Source organism: Amycolatopsis benzoatilytica AK 16/65 (assembly GCF_000383915.1).
GTDB classification, from domain to species: domain Bacteria; phylum Actinomycetota; class Actinomycetes; order Mycobacteriales; family Pseudonocardiaceae; genus Amycolatopsis; species Amycolatopsis benzoatilytica.
The window spans coordinates 4,946,344-4,959,994 of sequence record NZ_KB912942.1 but is presented as its reverse complement, the minus strand read 5'-3'; the positions used below and the strand labels follow the sequence as shown (position 1 = coordinate 4,959,994).

13 protein-coding genes are annotated in these 13,651 nt (G+C 69.4%); 5 read left to right on the top strand and 8 right to left on the bottom strand.

Annotation, left to right across the window (positions count from 1 at the left end; genetic code table 11):
- Positions 1-74 precede the first annotated feature (74 nt).
- The 4 genes from aceB to AMYBE_RS0122745 all read left to right on the top strand — a co-directional run bounded on the left by aceB (position 75) and on the right by AMYBE_RS0122745 (position 6,430).
- Complete coding sequence (aceB, locus tag AMYBE_RS0122760) at positions 75-1,649, top strand: malate synthase A (RefSeq protein ID WP_020661698.1); 1,575 nt, start codon at positions 75-77, stop codon at positions 1,647-1,649.
- Positions 1,649-2,845: a DUF6986 family protein gene (locus tag AMYBE_RS0122755; protein WP_020661697.1), complete on the top strand. Its 1,197-nt coding sequence runs from the start codon at positions 1,649-1,651 to the stop codon at positions 2,843-2,845. Before aceB ends, AMYBE_RS0122755 begins: the two co-directional genes overlap by 1 nt.
- A 209-nt stretch (positions 2,846-3,054) precedes the next feature.
- Positions 3,055-4,935, top strand: coding sequence for a molecular chaperone HtpG (gene htpG, locus AMYBE_RS0122750; protein WP_020661696.1), 1,881 nt, complete (start codon positions 3,055-3,057; stop codon positions 4,933-4,935).
- Between the two features lie 157 nt (positions 4,936-5,092).
- Complete coding sequence (locus AMYBE_RS0122745) at positions 5,093-6,430, top strand: 8-oxoguanine deaminase (protein WP_027927908.1); 1,338 nt, start codon at positions 5,093-5,095, stop codon at positions 6,428-6,430.
- A gap of 143 nt (positions 6,431-6,573) precedes the next feature.
- Here the strand turns inward: AMYBE_RS0122745 and AMYBE_RS0122740 are convergent, their stop codons facing one another.
- On the bottom strand, positions 6,574-7,983 hold the full coding sequence (locus AMYBE_RS0122740; protein ID WP_020661694.1) for an FtsW/RodA/SpoVE family cell cycle protein: 1,410 nt from the start codon (positions 7,981-7,983) through the stop codon (positions 6,574-6,576).
- 187 nt (positions 7,984-8,170) lie between these two features.
- Between AMYBE_RS0122740 and AMYBE_RS0122735 the strand changes: the two genes are divergently transcribed.
- A complete protein-coding gene (locus AMYBE_RS0122735; RefSeq protein WP_020661693.1) occupies positions 8,171-8,854 on the top strand; it encodes a DUF998 domain-containing protein in 684 nt (227 codons plus the stop codon).
- On the opposite strand, the gene AMYBE_RS0122730 is transcribed toward AMYBE_RS0122735, so the two are convergent.
- From AMYBE_RS0122730 to AMYBE_RS0122700, 7 genes are all read right to left on the bottom strand, one after another.
- Entirely contained in the window at positions 8,855-9,217 is a 363-nt protein-coding gene (locus AMYBE_RS0122730) for a twin-arginine translocase TatA/TatE family subunit (RefSeq protein ID WP_020661692.1), read from the bottom strand.
- A gap of 201 nt (positions 9,218-9,418) precedes the next feature.
- Positions 9,419-10,027 carry a TetR/AcrR family transcriptional regulator gene (locus AMYBE_RS0122725; RefSeq protein WP_020661691.1) on the bottom strand — a complete coding sequence of 203 codons (609 nt, stop codon included), beginning with the start codon at positions 10,025-10,027 and terminating at the stop codon, positions 9,419-9,421.
- Positions 10,024-11,370 (bottom strand): nucleobase:cation symporter-2 family protein, encoded by a 1,347-nt coding sequence (locus tag AMYBE_RS0122720; RefSeq protein WP_027927906.1) that lies wholly within the window; start codon positions 11,368-11,370, stop codon positions 10,024-10,026. Before AMYBE_RS0122720 ends, AMYBE_RS0122725 begins: the two co-directional genes overlap by 4 nt.
- 25 nt (positions 11,371-11,395) lie before the next feature.
- Positions 11,396-12,289, bottom strand: a complete 894-nt coding sequence (pucL, locus tag AMYBE_RS0122715; RefSeq protein ID WP_020661689.1) for a factor-independent urate hydroxylase — start codon at positions 12,287-12,289, stop codon at positions 11,396-11,398.
- Between the two features lies 1 nt (position 12,290).
- The gene (gene uraH, locus AMYBE_RS0122710; RefSeq protein WP_020661688.1) at positions 12,291-12,608 is read right to left on the bottom strand and encodes a hydroxyisourate hydrolase; all 318 of its coding nucleotides are present in this window, start codon (positions 12,606-12,608) and stop codon (positions 12,291-12,293) included.
- The gene (gene uraD, locus AMYBE_RS0122705; protein WP_020661687.1) at positions 12,605-13,090 is read right to left on the bottom strand and encodes a 2-oxo-4-hydroxy-4-carboxy-5-ureidoimidazoline decarboxylase; all 486 of its coding nucleotides are present in this window, start codon (positions 13,088-13,090) and stop codon (positions 12,605-12,607) included. The genes uraH and uraD overlap by 4 nt, the downstream gene beginning before the upstream one ends.
- An 81-nt stretch (positions 13,091-13,171) precedes the next feature.
- Positions 13,172-13,648, bottom strand: coding sequence for a helix-turn-helix domain-containing protein (locus AMYBE_RS0122700; RefSeq protein ID WP_020661686.1), 477 nt, complete (start codon positions 13,646-13,648; stop codon positions 13,172-13,174).
- Between the last annotated feature and the right edge of the window lie 3 nt (positions 13,649-13,651).

The following is a 13,651-nucleotide window of genomic DNA, read 5'->3' as shown; positions in this document are numbered from 1 at the left end:
CTATGCAGAAACTATAGTCCGTCAGGTAGAAAACCGTAGGGACGTTATCCGAAGTACTACCCGGGGTGTTGCGCATGTCTGAGGTCCAGGTTCTCGGCGGTACGGTCGAGCGTGGAGACGAGATTCTGACGCAGGAAGCTCTTGCCTTCGTGGCGGGCTTGCACGACGAGTTCGCCGCGCGGCGCGACGAGCTGCTCGTCGCCCGCGGCAAGCGGAGGGAGGAGGCCCGGACCACCGGACGCCTCGACTTCCTCCCGGAGACCAAGGAGATCCGCGACGGCGACTGGCAGGTGGCCGGGGCTCCGGCCGCGCTGCGCGACCGCCGCGTGGAGATCACCGGTCCCACCGACCGCAAGATGACGATCAACGCCCTCAATTCCGGCGCCAAGGTGTGGCTCGCCGACTTCGAGGACGCCAACACGCCGCACTGGGCGAACGTGGTGGGCGGCCAGGTCAACCTGTCCGACGCGATCCGCGGCACCATCACGTTGGACCAGAACGGCAAGCACTACGAGCTGAAGCCGGACGTCGAGCACGCCACCATCGTGGTCCGCCCGCGCGGCTGGCACCTCGACGAGCGCAACCTGACCTTCGGCGGCCGCAGGGGCGTCGGCGCGCTGGTCGACTTCGGCCTGTTCTTCTTCCACAACGCGCAGGCGCTGCTGGACTCCGGCAAGGGCCCGTACTTCTACCTGCCGAAGATGGAAAGCCACCTCGAAGCGCGGCTGTGGAACGACGTGTTCACGCACGCGGAGAAGGCACTCGGCATCCCGCACGGCACCGTCCGCGCCACCGTGCTGATCGAGACCATCCCGGCCGCGTTCGAGATGGAAGAGATCCTCTACGAACTGCGCGAGCACGCCTCCGGTCTCAACGCGGGCCGCTGGGACTACCTGTTCAGCGTCATCAAGTACTTCCGCGACGCGGGCGAGAAGTTCGTGCTGCCGGACCGCAACTCGGTCACCATGACCGCGCCGTTCATGCGCGCCTACACCGAGCTGCTGGTGCGCACCTGCCACAAGCGCGGCGCGTTCGCGATCGGCGGCATGGCCGCGTTCATCCCGAGCAAGGACCCGGAAGTCAACCAGGGCGCCTTCGACAAGGTGCACGCCGACAAGTCGCGGGAGGCCGGGGACGGCTTCGACGGTTCGTGGGTCGCGCACCCGGGCATGGTCGCACTCTGCAAGGAAGAGTTCGACAAGGTCCTCGGCGACAAGCCGAACCAGCTGGAGCGCACCCGCGACGAGGTCAGCGTGACGGCCGACCAGCTGCTGGACGTCGCGTCGACGCCGGGCAGCGCCACCGCGGCCGGTCTGCGCGCGGCGGTCGACGTCGGCATCCGCTACCTGGCCTCGTGGCTGGGCGGCAATGGCGCGGCGGCGATCCACAACCTGATGGAAGACGCGGCGACGGCGGAGATCTCGCGGTCGCAGGTGTGGCAGTGGGTCAAGAACGGCACGCAGCTGGACAGCGGCGACCAGGTCACCGCGGAGCTGGTGCGCGGCGTCGTCGCCGACGTCCGCGGCGAGCTGGCCGCGGAGATCCAGGACGACCTGCTGAAGCCGGCTGTCGAGCTGTTCGAGCAGGTCGCGCTTGCCGACGACTTCCCGGACTTCCTGACGCTGCCGGCCTACGAGCACATCCAGTAATGGGCGGCGGACGGCTCGCCGAGGACGTCTACACCGCCGCCGACGCGCGTCTGGCCGAGGCCGACGCGCGGGTGGCGGCGCGCTACCCCGGCGAGTCTCCGGGCCGTCGTCCAGTGCACACGGTGTACGTGCCGGCGTCGCAGTACCGCACGCGCTTGGTCGCCGATTGGGGCAAGCAGGCGATGCGGGCCTTCGTCGAACACGGCGACCTGCTGAATCTCGACCCGGCGGTGGCCGAGCGAGTCCGCGAGAAGCTTCTCACCGAGCCGATCGAGGACCTCCGCATCGACTTCGAGGACGGCTACGGCCATCCCGGCGACGAAGCGGAGGACGCGGCCGCGGCGGCTGCCGGGCGCACTCTCGCGACGACCGGCGGCACCCCGTTCGTCGGAATCCGGTTCAAGAGCTTCGAAGCCGCGACGCGGCGCCGGGGCATCCGGACGCTTGACCTGTTCCTGTCCGGGCTGCTTTCCGAGGGCTCGCTGCCGGACGGATTCGTGGTGACGCTGCCGAAGGTCACCGCGGTGGAACAGGTCGAGGTCGCCGCGGAAGTGCTGGGGCGGCTGGAAACCGCGTACGGACTGCCGGACCGGGCGCTGCGGTTCGAGGTGCAGATCGAAACCGCGCAGTCGATCCTGTCGACCGACGGCACGGTGGCGGTCGCGCAGATCGTCCAGGCGGCCGACGGCCGGTGCTCCGGGCTGCATTACGGGACCTACGACTACAGCGCGGGTCTCGGCATCAGCGCGGCGTACCAGAGCATGGCGCACCCGGCGGCGGACTTCGCGAAGCAGCTGATGCAGGTCGCGGCGGCAGGCACCGGAGTCCGGCTGTCGGACGGCTCGACCAACCGGCTCCCGGTCGGCGACGACCTGCCCGGCGCGTGGGCCGAGCACCTGCGACTGGTGCGCCGGTCGCTGGAGAACGGCTTCTACCAGGGCTGGGACCTGCACCCGCACCAGCTGCCGACCCGGTACGCGGCGACCTACACCTTCTACCGCGAGGGTGCCCCGGCGGCAGCCAAACGGTTGCAGGACTACGCGTCGAAGACGGCCGGGGGAGTGCTGGACGAGCCCGCCACGGCCGAGGCACTGGCCCGGTATCTGCTGGGCGGCTACCGCTGCGGGGCGTTGGCGGAGTCGGAGCTGCCGTTCGAGGCGGCCCGGCTGGACGCGTACGCGCGGCGGCAAGCCTGAACGTTCGCGGCGGTCACGCCCGGGTTGGCTGGTTGCGGCGGCTGCGGTTGGCGAGTTGGCGCGGCTGTGGTCCGTGAAGGGCCCCTTGAGGGAATCTAAGTCCCTCAAGGGGCCCTTCACGGACTTAGTGGTCTCCGCGCGGCGCCTGGTTGCGCGCGGGTAGACTTCCCGCCGGTCTTTTCAGGGGCGGGAAAGGAAACGCTAAAGCCATGGCAGAGGAAACCGCGCAGGTCGAGACGCTGGAGTTCCAGTCCGAGGCGCGCCAGCTGCTGCAGCTGATGATCCACTCGATCTACTCGAACAAGGACATCTTCCTGCGCGAGCTGGTGTCGAACGCCTCCGACGCGCTCGACAAGCTGCGCCTGGAGACGTACCGCGACAAGGATCTGCGGGCCGAGACGGACAATCTGCACATCGAGATCCTTCTCGACGCCGAGGCGCGCACCCTCACCGTGCGCGACAACGGCATCGGGATGAACCGCGACGACGTCGTCAATCTGATCGGCACCATCGCGAAGTCGGGGACCGCCGAATTCCTGCGCAAGCTCAAGGAATCGAAGGACTCCGCCGGGCAGGACCTGATCGGCCAGTTCGGCGTCGGGTTCTACTCCAGCTTCATGGTCGCCGACAAGGTCACCCTGCTGACCCGCCGCGCGGGCGCCGAGGAGGGCGTGCGCTGGGAGTCGGAAGGCGAGGGCACCTACACGATTGAGACGGTCGCCGACGCCCCGCAGGGCACGTCGGTCACGCTGCACCTCAAGCCGGCCGACGACGAGGACCACCTCTTCGACTACACGTCGCCGTTGAAGGTGCGGGAGATCGTCAAGCGTTACTCGGACTTCATCACCTGGCCGGTGCAGATGGTCAAGCTGGGCGAAGAAGACGGGGCGCTGGAGACCGTCAACTCGATGAAGGCGCTCTGGGCGCGCTCGAAGGACGAGGTCTCCGACGAGGAGTACCACGAGTTCTACAAGCACATCAGCCACGACTGGACCGATCCGCTCGAGACGGTCCGGATGCAGGCTGAGGGCACCTTCGAGTACCAGGCGCTGCTGTTCCTCCCGTCCCGCGCGCCGATGGACCTGTTCCTGCGGGACGCGAAGCGCGGCGTGCAGCTGTACGTGAAGCGCGTCTTCATCATGGACGACTGCGAAGCGCTGATGCCGAACTACCTGCGCTTCGTGAAGGGGGTCGTCGACGCGCAGGACCTGTCGCTGAATGTGTCGCGCGAGATCCTGCAGCAGGACCGCCAGATCCGCGCGATCCGGCGGCGGCTGGAGAAGAAGGTGCTCTCCACCGTCAAGACGATGATGACCGAGGAGCCGGAGAAGTACGCGACCTTCTGGGCCGAGTTCGGCCGCGCGGTCAAGGAAGGGCTGATCGACGATCCGGAGAACCGGGAGCAGATCCTGGAGATCTCGTCGTTCGACTCGACGCACCACGCGCAGAAGCCGACCTCGCTGCGCGACTACGTCTCGCGGATGAAGGACGGGCAGGAGCACATCTACTACCTGACCGGCGATTCGCGCACCGTCATCGAGAACTCGCCGCACCTGGAAGCGTTCCGTGCCAAGGGGTACGAGGTGCTGATCCTCACCGACCCGGTGGACGAGATGTGGTCGGACGCGGTGAGCGGCTTCGACGGCAAGACGTTCCAGTCGGTGGCGAAGGGCGAGGTCGACCTCGGCGACGAGGCCAGCGACGAAAAGAAGGCCGAGTACGCGGACCTGCTGAAGTGGATGTCGGCGACGCTGTCCGACACGGTCAAGGAGGTCCGGCTGTCGTCGCGGCTGACCACGTCGCCGTCCTGCATCGTCGGCGACGCGGGCGACCTGACGCCGACGCTGGAGAAGATGTACCGCGCGATGGGTCAGGAGCTTCCGCCGGTGAAGCGCGTCCTGGAGCTCAACCCGGAGCACGCGTTGGTGACCGGGCTGCGCAAGGCGTTCGCCGAGCACCCGGAGGACACCTCGCTGGCCGAGACCGCGGAACTGCTGCACGGCATGGCTTTGCTCGCCGAGGGCGGCGAGCTGAGCGACCCGAGCCGGTTCCTCAGCCTGGTCGCGGACCGGGCGGCGAAGGCGCTGTGACGGCTGGCTGCCCCGGCCTGGCCAGGCCGGGGCAGCCGCTGTGCGAACACACCAAGCGGCGGCGGGGTTTCGCCCCGGTTTTCGTAGCACCGCACCGTTGCCGGCCAGGTGGCTGGGCGCGTGTACTGGACCGTCCAGCGAGAAAGTGTGGTGTCGCATGAGGACAGTGGTCGAGAACGCCGCGATCGCGACGGTGAGCGGGCCGGAGTACCGCACCGGGTTCGTCGTCGTCGAGGACGACCGCATCGCCGCGGTCGGTCCCGGCAGCTATCCCGGCCCGGTCGACGAGCGCGTGGACGCGTCCGGCTGTCTCGTCACTCCCGGCCTGGTCAACACGCACCACCATCTGTACCAGTGGGCGACCCGGGGCTTGGCCGCCGACCACACCTTGTTCGAATGGCTCGTCGCGCTGTACCCGGTGTGGGGCAAGCTCGACGCGGACCTCACGCACGCGGCCGGTACCGCCGGCCTGGCCCGGCTGGCGCTGACCGGCTGCACGACCGTCGCCGACCATCACTACGTTTTCCCGTCCGACGGCGGAGACCAGGTAGCCGCGCTCGCCGCCGCGCGGGAGCGGATCGGGCTGCGGCTGCACCTGGTCCGCGGTTCGATGGACCGCGGCGAATCGGACGGCGGCCTCCCGCCGGACCGGTTGGTCGAGTCCACAGAGGACGCTCTGCTGGGCACCGAGGCCGCGATCGACCGCTACCACGACGCCTCGCCCGGCGCCGTCCTCCAGATCGCGGTCGGGCCGTGCTCGCCGTTCTCGGTGACCGAGCAGCTGATGACCGGCGCGGCGGAACTGGCCCGCCGCCGGGGCGTCCGGCTGCACACGCACCTGGCCGAGACTCGCGACGAGGAACAGCAATGCCTCGCCGAAACCGGGTGCACCCCCGCGGAGTACGCGGAAAAGCTCGGCTGGCTCGCGGCGGACGTCTGGCTCGCGCACACCGTCCACCTCGCCCCGGCGGCGATCCGCCGCTTCGGCGAAACCGGTACCGGCTCGGCGCACTGTCCGACGTCGAACGGCCGGCTGGGCACCGGGATCGCCCCGGTGCGGGACCTGCTGGACGCGGGCGCACCGGTCGGCCTCGGCGTGGACGGCGCGGCGTCGAGCGAGTCCGGCGGGCTCGGCGAGGAGCTGCACCAGGCGCTGCTGCAAGCCCGGCAGCGGGGCGGGCCGACCGCGTTGACCACCCGGGAAGCCCTGTGGCTCGGGACGATGGGCGGCGCCCGCTGCCTTGGCCGGGCGGACGAGCTCGGCTCGGTCGAGGTGGGCAAGCTCGCGGATCTGGCCCTGTGGGACCTGACCGGGCTGAACTACGCGGGGATCGAGGACCCGGTCGCGGCGCTGGTGCTCGCCGCGACGCCGCCGTTGCGCCGGGTGTTCGTTGGCGGCCGGACCGTGGTCGCGGACGGGCGGCTGCGGTCGGGCGAGGAAGCGGTGATCGCCGGAGAACTGGCCACGGCGAGCGCGCGGCTGCGGGAGCGCTGATCGCCGGGAAACCGGCCACGACGCGCGCGGCTGCCAGGACGGTGCGGACGGGGGCCTCGCAAACGACCCCGGCCCGGCCGTGAAGGGAACATTGAGGGACTCAGAGTCCCTCAATGTTCCCTTCACGGCCCGGCATCGCGGTATCAGCGAGGAGGAGGCGGCACCGGCGGTCGCTGCACGAGCACCGTCCCGGCGTCCGCCAGCGGCGCGCGCATCGCCTTCACCGGTTCGGTCGCCGGTTTTCTTGCCGCGTCGGAGATCCGCAGCAGCAACGCCACCAGGATGTAGTTCGCCAGCAACGACGAGCCGCCCTTCGACAGGAACGGCGCGGTGATGCCGGTTTCCGGGATCAGCTTCGTCACGCCGCCGACGACGACGAAGATCTGCATCACCACGGTGAACGCGAGCCCGCCGCCGAGAAGTTTGCCGAAGCTGTCGCGGACGGCGAGCGCGTGCCGCATGCCCCGCAGGGCGATCAGCAGGTACAGCATCAGCACCGCGGCCAGGCCGAGGAAACCCAGCTCCTCGCCGATGCTCGCGGTGATGAAGTCGGTGTTCGCTTCCGGCACGATGTCCGGCCGTCCGTTGCCGAGACCGGTCCCGCCGAGGCCGCCGGTGCCGAGCCCGAACAGTCCCTGCGCGATCTGGTACCCGCCGCCGGGCCGGTCGTAGGTCGCCAGCGGGTCCATCCAGTTCGCGACCCGTTGGCGCACGTGGTTGAACAGGAAGTACGCCAGCACGCAGCCGACGACGAAGATCAGCAGGCCGGCGAACACCCAGATCGCCCGCTCGGTCGCCAGGTAGATCATCACCAGGACGATCCCGAAGAACAGCAGCGCGGCGCCCAGCTCCTTCTCGAAGGCCAGCACCGCGACGCAGCCCAGCGCGGCGAGCACGATCGGGCCGAGGTCGCGCGCTCGCGGCAGCTCGACGCCGAGCACTTTCCGCCCGGCGACCCGGAACAAGTCCCGTTTCGCCACCAGCGAGGTCGCAGCGAACACGATCAGCATCAGCTTCGCGAACTCGCCGGGCTGGATCGACGCTGCGCCGATCTTGATCCACACCTTCGCGCCGTTGACCTCGGACATCGAGGCGGGCAGCACCGCGGGCAGCACGATCGCGACGATCCCGGCCAGTCCGGCGAGGTGGCCGTAGCGGGTCAGCACCCGGTGGTCGCGCACGAACCCCAGCACGCCGACGAACAACGCGACGCCGACCACGGTCCACAGCACCTGCTGGCCGGCCACCGCGGAGTACTGCTTGCCCTTCTCCGCCGCCTGTTCGGCCAAGCCCAGATCGATCCGGTGGATCATCACCAGGCCGATCCCGTTCAGCAGCGCGGTGCTCGGCAGGATCAGCGGGTCCGCGTGCGGGGCCCAGCGGCGGACCGCGAAATGCGCCACCGCCATCACCGCGGTGAACGACGCGCCGTAGGTGAGGACCGAGGAATCGATGCGCTGCAACGCGTCGGCGTCGACGAGCAGGAGCGCGCACCAGGTGAGCGCCACCGCGAACAGCAACAGCCGCAATTCCGTGCCGCGTGCGGCGCCCATGGATTTCCCGTCTTTTCACCCGCTGAACTCCGGTGAGCGTAGCCGGATTTTCTGACAGGACGCTGAGAGGGGAATCGGGCGATTTCCCGGTTTTCGGGGCAATGCGGCCGGACTGTCGGGAAAGGGGCGCGGCCGAGTCCGGGATATGCTTTTCCGGACGGCAGCGGATCCGAGTGGAGAACTCACAGTGGCGACAGAACTGACCCCGGCGATCAGCGTCCGGGTGCCAGCCCCGCCGGCGAAAGGGACGAAGCTCGCGCTCGGTGCGGCAGTGGTCGCGGTGCTGGCGGCGACCGCGTTCCTGGTGGTGTTGCACGTCGACCGGCGATGGGGCCCGATCGACCCGGTCAGCGCGATGCTCAGCGACTACGCCTGGTGTCCCGGCTGGTGGATGTGGGCGGCGGCGATGCTGCTCACCTCTGCCGGGTCGGTCGTGGTGCTGGCGGTGCTGCGCCGGCGCGCGATCCTGCGCGGGCCGCTGGCGCTGGTGGCGATGACCGCCTGGTGTGCCGGGCTGGCCGCGGTCGCGTTGTTCACGAAAGACCCGCAGGGGAATGCGGTGACCCTGGTCGGAAAAGTGCACCTCGGTGCGACCGGGGTGAGTTGCGTCAGTTTGCCGCTGGCCGGCTGGCTGCTCGGCCGAGCTCAGCGGAATTCGCCGCAGTGGCGCGGTTTCGCTCGATCGTCGCGCATTCTGTCTTATGCCGCGGTGCCGTTCTTTCTGCCGTTTCTCATTCCGTTCGCGGCGAATGTCCTGTTCGGCCGCCATCTGCCGACCGTGGCGACCGGGCTGGTGGAACGCGTGATGGCGGTGCTGGAACTCGGGGAATTGCTGGTGCTGGCTGCCTGGGCGTGGCGCGCCGCGGACTGATCAGGTCGCGTCCGGATCGACCGGCGGCCGCTCGTCCGGCCGCAGCGGCACCGGTGCGACAGCCGCCGGCGCGGCGACCGAGGCGGCCGGCGCGGCTGGAGTGTCGTCCAGAAGGAACTTCGTCACCGCGGCCCGCGGGTCGCCGATTCGCAGGGATTGCAGCTCCTGCAACGGTTTCCGCAGTTGCTGATACTCGGGGCCGAGTTCGGCTTCGAGTTGCGCCCGGGTGCCCGCGGCGAACCCGCGGATCTGCCGCAGTGTCTTCGCGAGCCACTGGGTGGTCTCGGGCAGTCGTTCCGGGCCGACGATGAACAACGCGGCGATCAGCAGGATGACGATATGGTCGATGCTGAGACCGAACACCGCCCACCTCCTCCGGGAACGCCGCGGTCAGTGCCGCCAGCTTAGAGCATGTCTCACCTGGCGCTGTCGTGATGCCAGGGCGGCCGGCGGCCAGTTCGCCGGTCCGTCCGTAAAGGGCCCCTTGCGGGAATCCAAGTCCCTCAAGGGCCCTTCACGGACAGGCAAGAGGACCGTTCGGCGCGCACCGCCTGAGGCAAGCGCTTAGCCTCCGGCGGGTTGCCTTTTCCCGTCGTGGCCGAGTTCGCTCAGCAATCGCCGCGCGACGTCCACCACTGCCGCGCCCGCCACCGCCATCGGTTCGGTCGACCGAAGGGAACGGGACAGGACAAAAGCCCCTTCCAGGCTGGTGACCAGAGCCAGTGTCAGGGTGCGGCCCTGCTCGGCGGGCAGCCCGAACGGCGCGAAGCCGCGGGTGCCCGCCTCGGTCCAGGCCGTGAACACGTCCGCGGTGGCCTGGCGCAGGGGTTCGTTCGTGGTCGCCACTTCGAGCGCGACGGTCGCGATCGGGCAGCCCTCGACGTAATCCGTCTCCAGCAAGGTGGTGACCGCGGCCCCGAAGAACGTTTCGAGGCCGGTGAGCAGGTCCGGTGCCGGCGCGATGAAGACCTCGAACAGCTGCGCGTACTGCATTCCCGAGGTCCGTACCACTTCTTCGCCCAGCTGGACTTTGCCGCCGGGGAAGAAGTGGTACAGCGACCCGAAGGGCGCGCCCGCCTTTTCGACGATCTGCTTCACGCCGGTGCCGGCGTACCCGCCCTGGCGGAACAACTCCGCCCCTGCGGCGAGGATGCGGTCCTTGGTGCCTGTCACGGCACCGAGGATAACTCCTGCACAGTAGAGCGTTCTATCAAGCGCGGCCGGAGCACCAGGTTCAGCACCACCGCGGTGACGCAGCCGGCGCTGATCCCGGAGTTCAGCACGACCTGCAGCGCCGCCGGGAACCCGGAGTAGAACCCCGGCATGGCGATCGGGATCAGCCCGACGCCCAGCGACGCGGCGACGATCGCGACGTTGACCGGATGCTCGAACGACGCCTTCGCGAGCGTCCGGACGCCGCTCACCGCGACGCTGCCGAACAGCACCAGCCCGGCCCCGCCGAGCACCGGCTGCGGCACCAGCGCGATGATCCCGCCGGTCACCGGGAACACGCCCAGCAGCACGAGCACCACGCCGCTGGCGGCGACCACGTACCGGCTGAACATCCGGGTGAGCGACACCAGCCCGATGTTCTGCGCGAACGCCGTGCAGGCGAACCCGCCGAAGACGGTGCCTACCGCGGTGGACAGCCCGTCCGCGCGCAGGCCGTCGGCCAGCACGCGGCTGTCGGTCGGACGGCCCACGATCTCGCCGAGCGCGAGCAGGTCCGCGGTGCTTTCCGCCATCACCACGAGCATCACGATCAGCATCGAGACGATCGCGGCGATATCGAAGGCCGGCGCGCCGAAGTGGAACGGCGAAACAATGCCGAAGACCGGGGCTTGTTTCAGGGTGGACGTGTCGACCTGCCCGAGCGGCCAGGCGACGACGGTGCCCGCGACCAGGCCGAGCAGGAGCGCGACCCGGCTCCAGAACCCGGTCAGGAACCGGGTGAAGAGCAAGACCGCGACCAGCGTGATCCCGGCCAGCACCAGGCCGGTGGGCTTGGCGGCCTTCTGCTGTGCGGCGATCCACTGCACCGCGACCGGCAGCAGCGAGATCCCGATGAGGGTGATGACCGTCCCCGTCACGACCGGCGGGAAGAACCGCGTCAGTTTGGAGAAGAACGGAGCGGCGAACACGACGAACACGCCGCCGGCGAGCGTGGCGCCGTACACCACGCCGAGCGGATTGGCGCCGCGGTGCTGCTCCGCGATGGACAGAATCGGTGCTACCGCGGCGAAAGTCACGCCGTTGACCAGCGGCAGCCGGGCGCCGAAACGCCAGCATCCGAGAGTCTGCAGCAGGGTGGCCAGCCCCGCGGTGAACAACGCCGCGCTGATCAGCAGCGCGAGCTGGCCGGGGGACAGGCCGACAGCCGCGCCGATGACGAGCGGTGGGGCCACCACTCCGGCGTACATGGCCGCGACGTGCTGGATTCCTCCGAGGATCAGTTGCGGCAGCGGAGGCGCCGCGTCCACGGGGTGCCGAGATGGTCGTTCCTGCGAAGCTGACATGCGCTCTCCCGGAGGGGACTCGGGGCTAGAGCACGGCGTCGGTCCAGGCCGGGCCGGGCTCTTCGGCTTCGTCGCGGACCACCGAGCCTTCGATGAGGCCGTACGGGCGGTCGGCGGCGTAGAACACCTCGCCTGCGTTCTCGAGGCCGAAGGGGCTTAGATCGACGAGGAAATGGTGCTTGTTGGGCAAGGAGAACCGGATTTCGGCTACCTCCGGCCGCGAGTGCAGCACGGCTTCGCCCATCGCGTACAGGGTTTGCTGCAGCGAGAGGCTGTGCTTGGCGGCAAACGTCTGCAGCAGCGTCTGCCGGATCTCCCGATGGCTCTTGGCCCAGTCGATCCCGGTGGATCCTTCGTAGCGCCAGCGCGCGGTGACGGCGGTGGCGAGAATGCGGTCGTCGGTTTCGGCGAGGGTGGTGTATTCGTCCTTCGGAAAACCGTGGAATTCCGACCCGGTGGACTTGAGCACGACCAGGCCGTCCACTCCGGACACCACCCAGGCACGGCCGTCCTGCACGGTGACGGTGGTGGTGCGGCGTTCGGCGCCGCCGGCGCGGCTGAACGCGTGGTCGTGCGGGGTGCCCTCGACCGCGATCCGGTCCCAGCCCTGCTCTTCGATGGTCAGGCGCGCGCCGGTGATCTTTTCCTGGGTGTCGACGAAGTGCCGGCCGAGCCGGATCGCGAAGTCCTCGATCTCGCCGACGTCCTGCTGCTTGGCGAACGCGTACATCGTGTTCTTCTGCGTGTCGGTGGCGAGTACGGCGGTGTTGTCGCCGGTCAGGTGGGTGGCCGTCAGGTCGCCGCGCAGCGCGGAGGACACGGTGAGGTCGCGCAGGTGGTGCACGGTTCCCTCCCGGCGGACCGTGACGAGGCGGACCTCGGCTTTGCCGTACTGGTTGGGGCCCAAGGAGATTCCCATGTCAGCTCCCGCGATAGGTGGAATAGGCGAACGGGCTCAGCAGCACCGGCACGTGGTGGTGCGAGGTGCCGTCGGCGATCCGGAAGGTGATTGTGACGTCCGGGAAGAATGCCTCCGGTCCGAGGTAGCTCCCGGTGTCGAAGATCAACCGGTACCCGCCGGGGTCGAGCGTGTCCGGTCCGAGGTCGCGGATGCGGCCGTCGTCGTCGGTGACGCCTTGCGCGACCGGCGTCCCGTCCTGGCGCTCGAAGCGCACCGCGATCCCGGCGGCGGGCTTGCCGGTCGCGGTGTCGAGGACGTGGGTGGTCACGAGGCTCATGCCGTAATCGCTTTCGCCAGGCGCAGTCGCGCGATCTTCGCCAGCTCCGCGCCGGCGACGTCGAGTTCGGTTTCCGGGTCGTTGCCCAGCCGGGACCGCAGGTTCGCGAGCAGTTCCTCGCCGCTGCGCCCGCTGGCGCACACCAGGAACACGTGGCCGAACCGTTCTTCGTAAGCGGCGTTCGCGGCGGCGAATTCGTCCGGATTGTCCACACCGGATTGCTCGGAACGCGACCAGTCGGCGTCGCTGCCCTTGCTTGCCGGCTGTTCGCCGATGCGCGGGTGCGCGGCGATCGCGGCGCGAATCTCGTTGCGCCGCAACGGAGTCACCTGGTCCGCAGTGGTGCTCAGCGCGGCGAAATCGGCGTACGGGCGGGCGGCGAGCAGGGCGTCGACCCAGCGCGGAACGGCCAGGCAGGCGCTGAGAACGGGCCGGACTTCTTCGGCGGACGCGGAGTTGAACTCGGCGAGTGCGAGCGGCAACGGAATCTCCTCCGGGGAGGTGGTGTTCCGCTGACGGTACGGCCGGCCCGAGCGTCCGTCAACACTTTGTTGAATCGATCTTCAGTCCGCTTCGCGGTTCAGGTAGTTGTAGACCGTGAACCGGGTGACGCCCAGCTCTTCGGCCACCGCCGAGACCGATTTCCGCAGGTTGAAGGCCCCTCGCTCGCGCAGCAGGCGTACCGCGCGCTGCTTCGCCGGCCGGTCGAGTTCGCTCAGTTTCGCGCCGAGTTCGCGTTCCACGTCGGCGATCAATCGGGCCAGCGCGCTGTTGAGTTCGACCCCGGGAACGGCTTCGGAATCGTCGGTCCGGCGCAGTTGCAGCGTTACCCGGGTGGCCCCGCCTTCGAGGGCGGCCCGGGCGATCGCCGGCAGTGCGGCGAACAGGTCCTCGGCCGGGCCGCGGGCCAGTGTGCCGAGCGGGCCGAAGTCGGTTTCGAGTCCGGCCGCGTCCGCGGCGTCGCGGGCGCGGACGGCGTGGTCCGGCGGGGCGCCTTCGCCGCGGAACGGTTCGCTGGTGAACTCGGCTTCCAACTCCACTTG

Bases quoted from the DNA above. Each gene is read 5' to 3' on its own strand.
- aceB (WP_020661698.1), top strand. From the start codon at position 75: ATGTCTGAGGTCCAGGTTCTCGGCGGTACGGTCGAGCGTGGAGACGAG.
- AMYBE_RS0122755 (WP_020661697.1), top strand. From the start codon at position 1,649: ATGGGCGGCGGACGGCTCGCCGAGGACGTCTACACCGCCGCCGACGCG.
- htpG (WP_020661696.1), top strand. From the start codon at position 3,055: ATGGCAGAGGAAACCGCGCAGGTCGAGACGCTGGAGTTCCAGTCCGAG.
- AMYBE_RS0122745 (WP_027927908.1), top strand. From the start codon at position 5,093: ATGAGGACAGTGGTCGAGAACGCCGCGATCGCGACGGTGAGCGGGCCG.
- AMYBE_RS0122740 (WP_020661694.1), bottom strand. From the start codon at position 7,983: ATGGGCGCCGCACGCGGCACGGAATTGCGGCTGTTGCTGTTCGCGGTG.
- AMYBE_RS0122720 (WP_027927906.1), bottom strand. From the start codon at position 11,370: ATGTCAGCTTCGCAGGAACGACCATCTCGGCACCCCGTGGACGCGGCG.
- pucL (WP_020661689.1), bottom strand. From the start codon at position 12,289: ATGGGAATCTCCTTGGGCCCCAACCAGTACGGCAAAGCCGAGGTCCGC.
- uraH (WP_020661688.1), bottom strand. From the start codon at position 12,608: ATGAGCCTCGTGACCACCCACGTCCTCGACACCGCGACCGGCAAGCCC.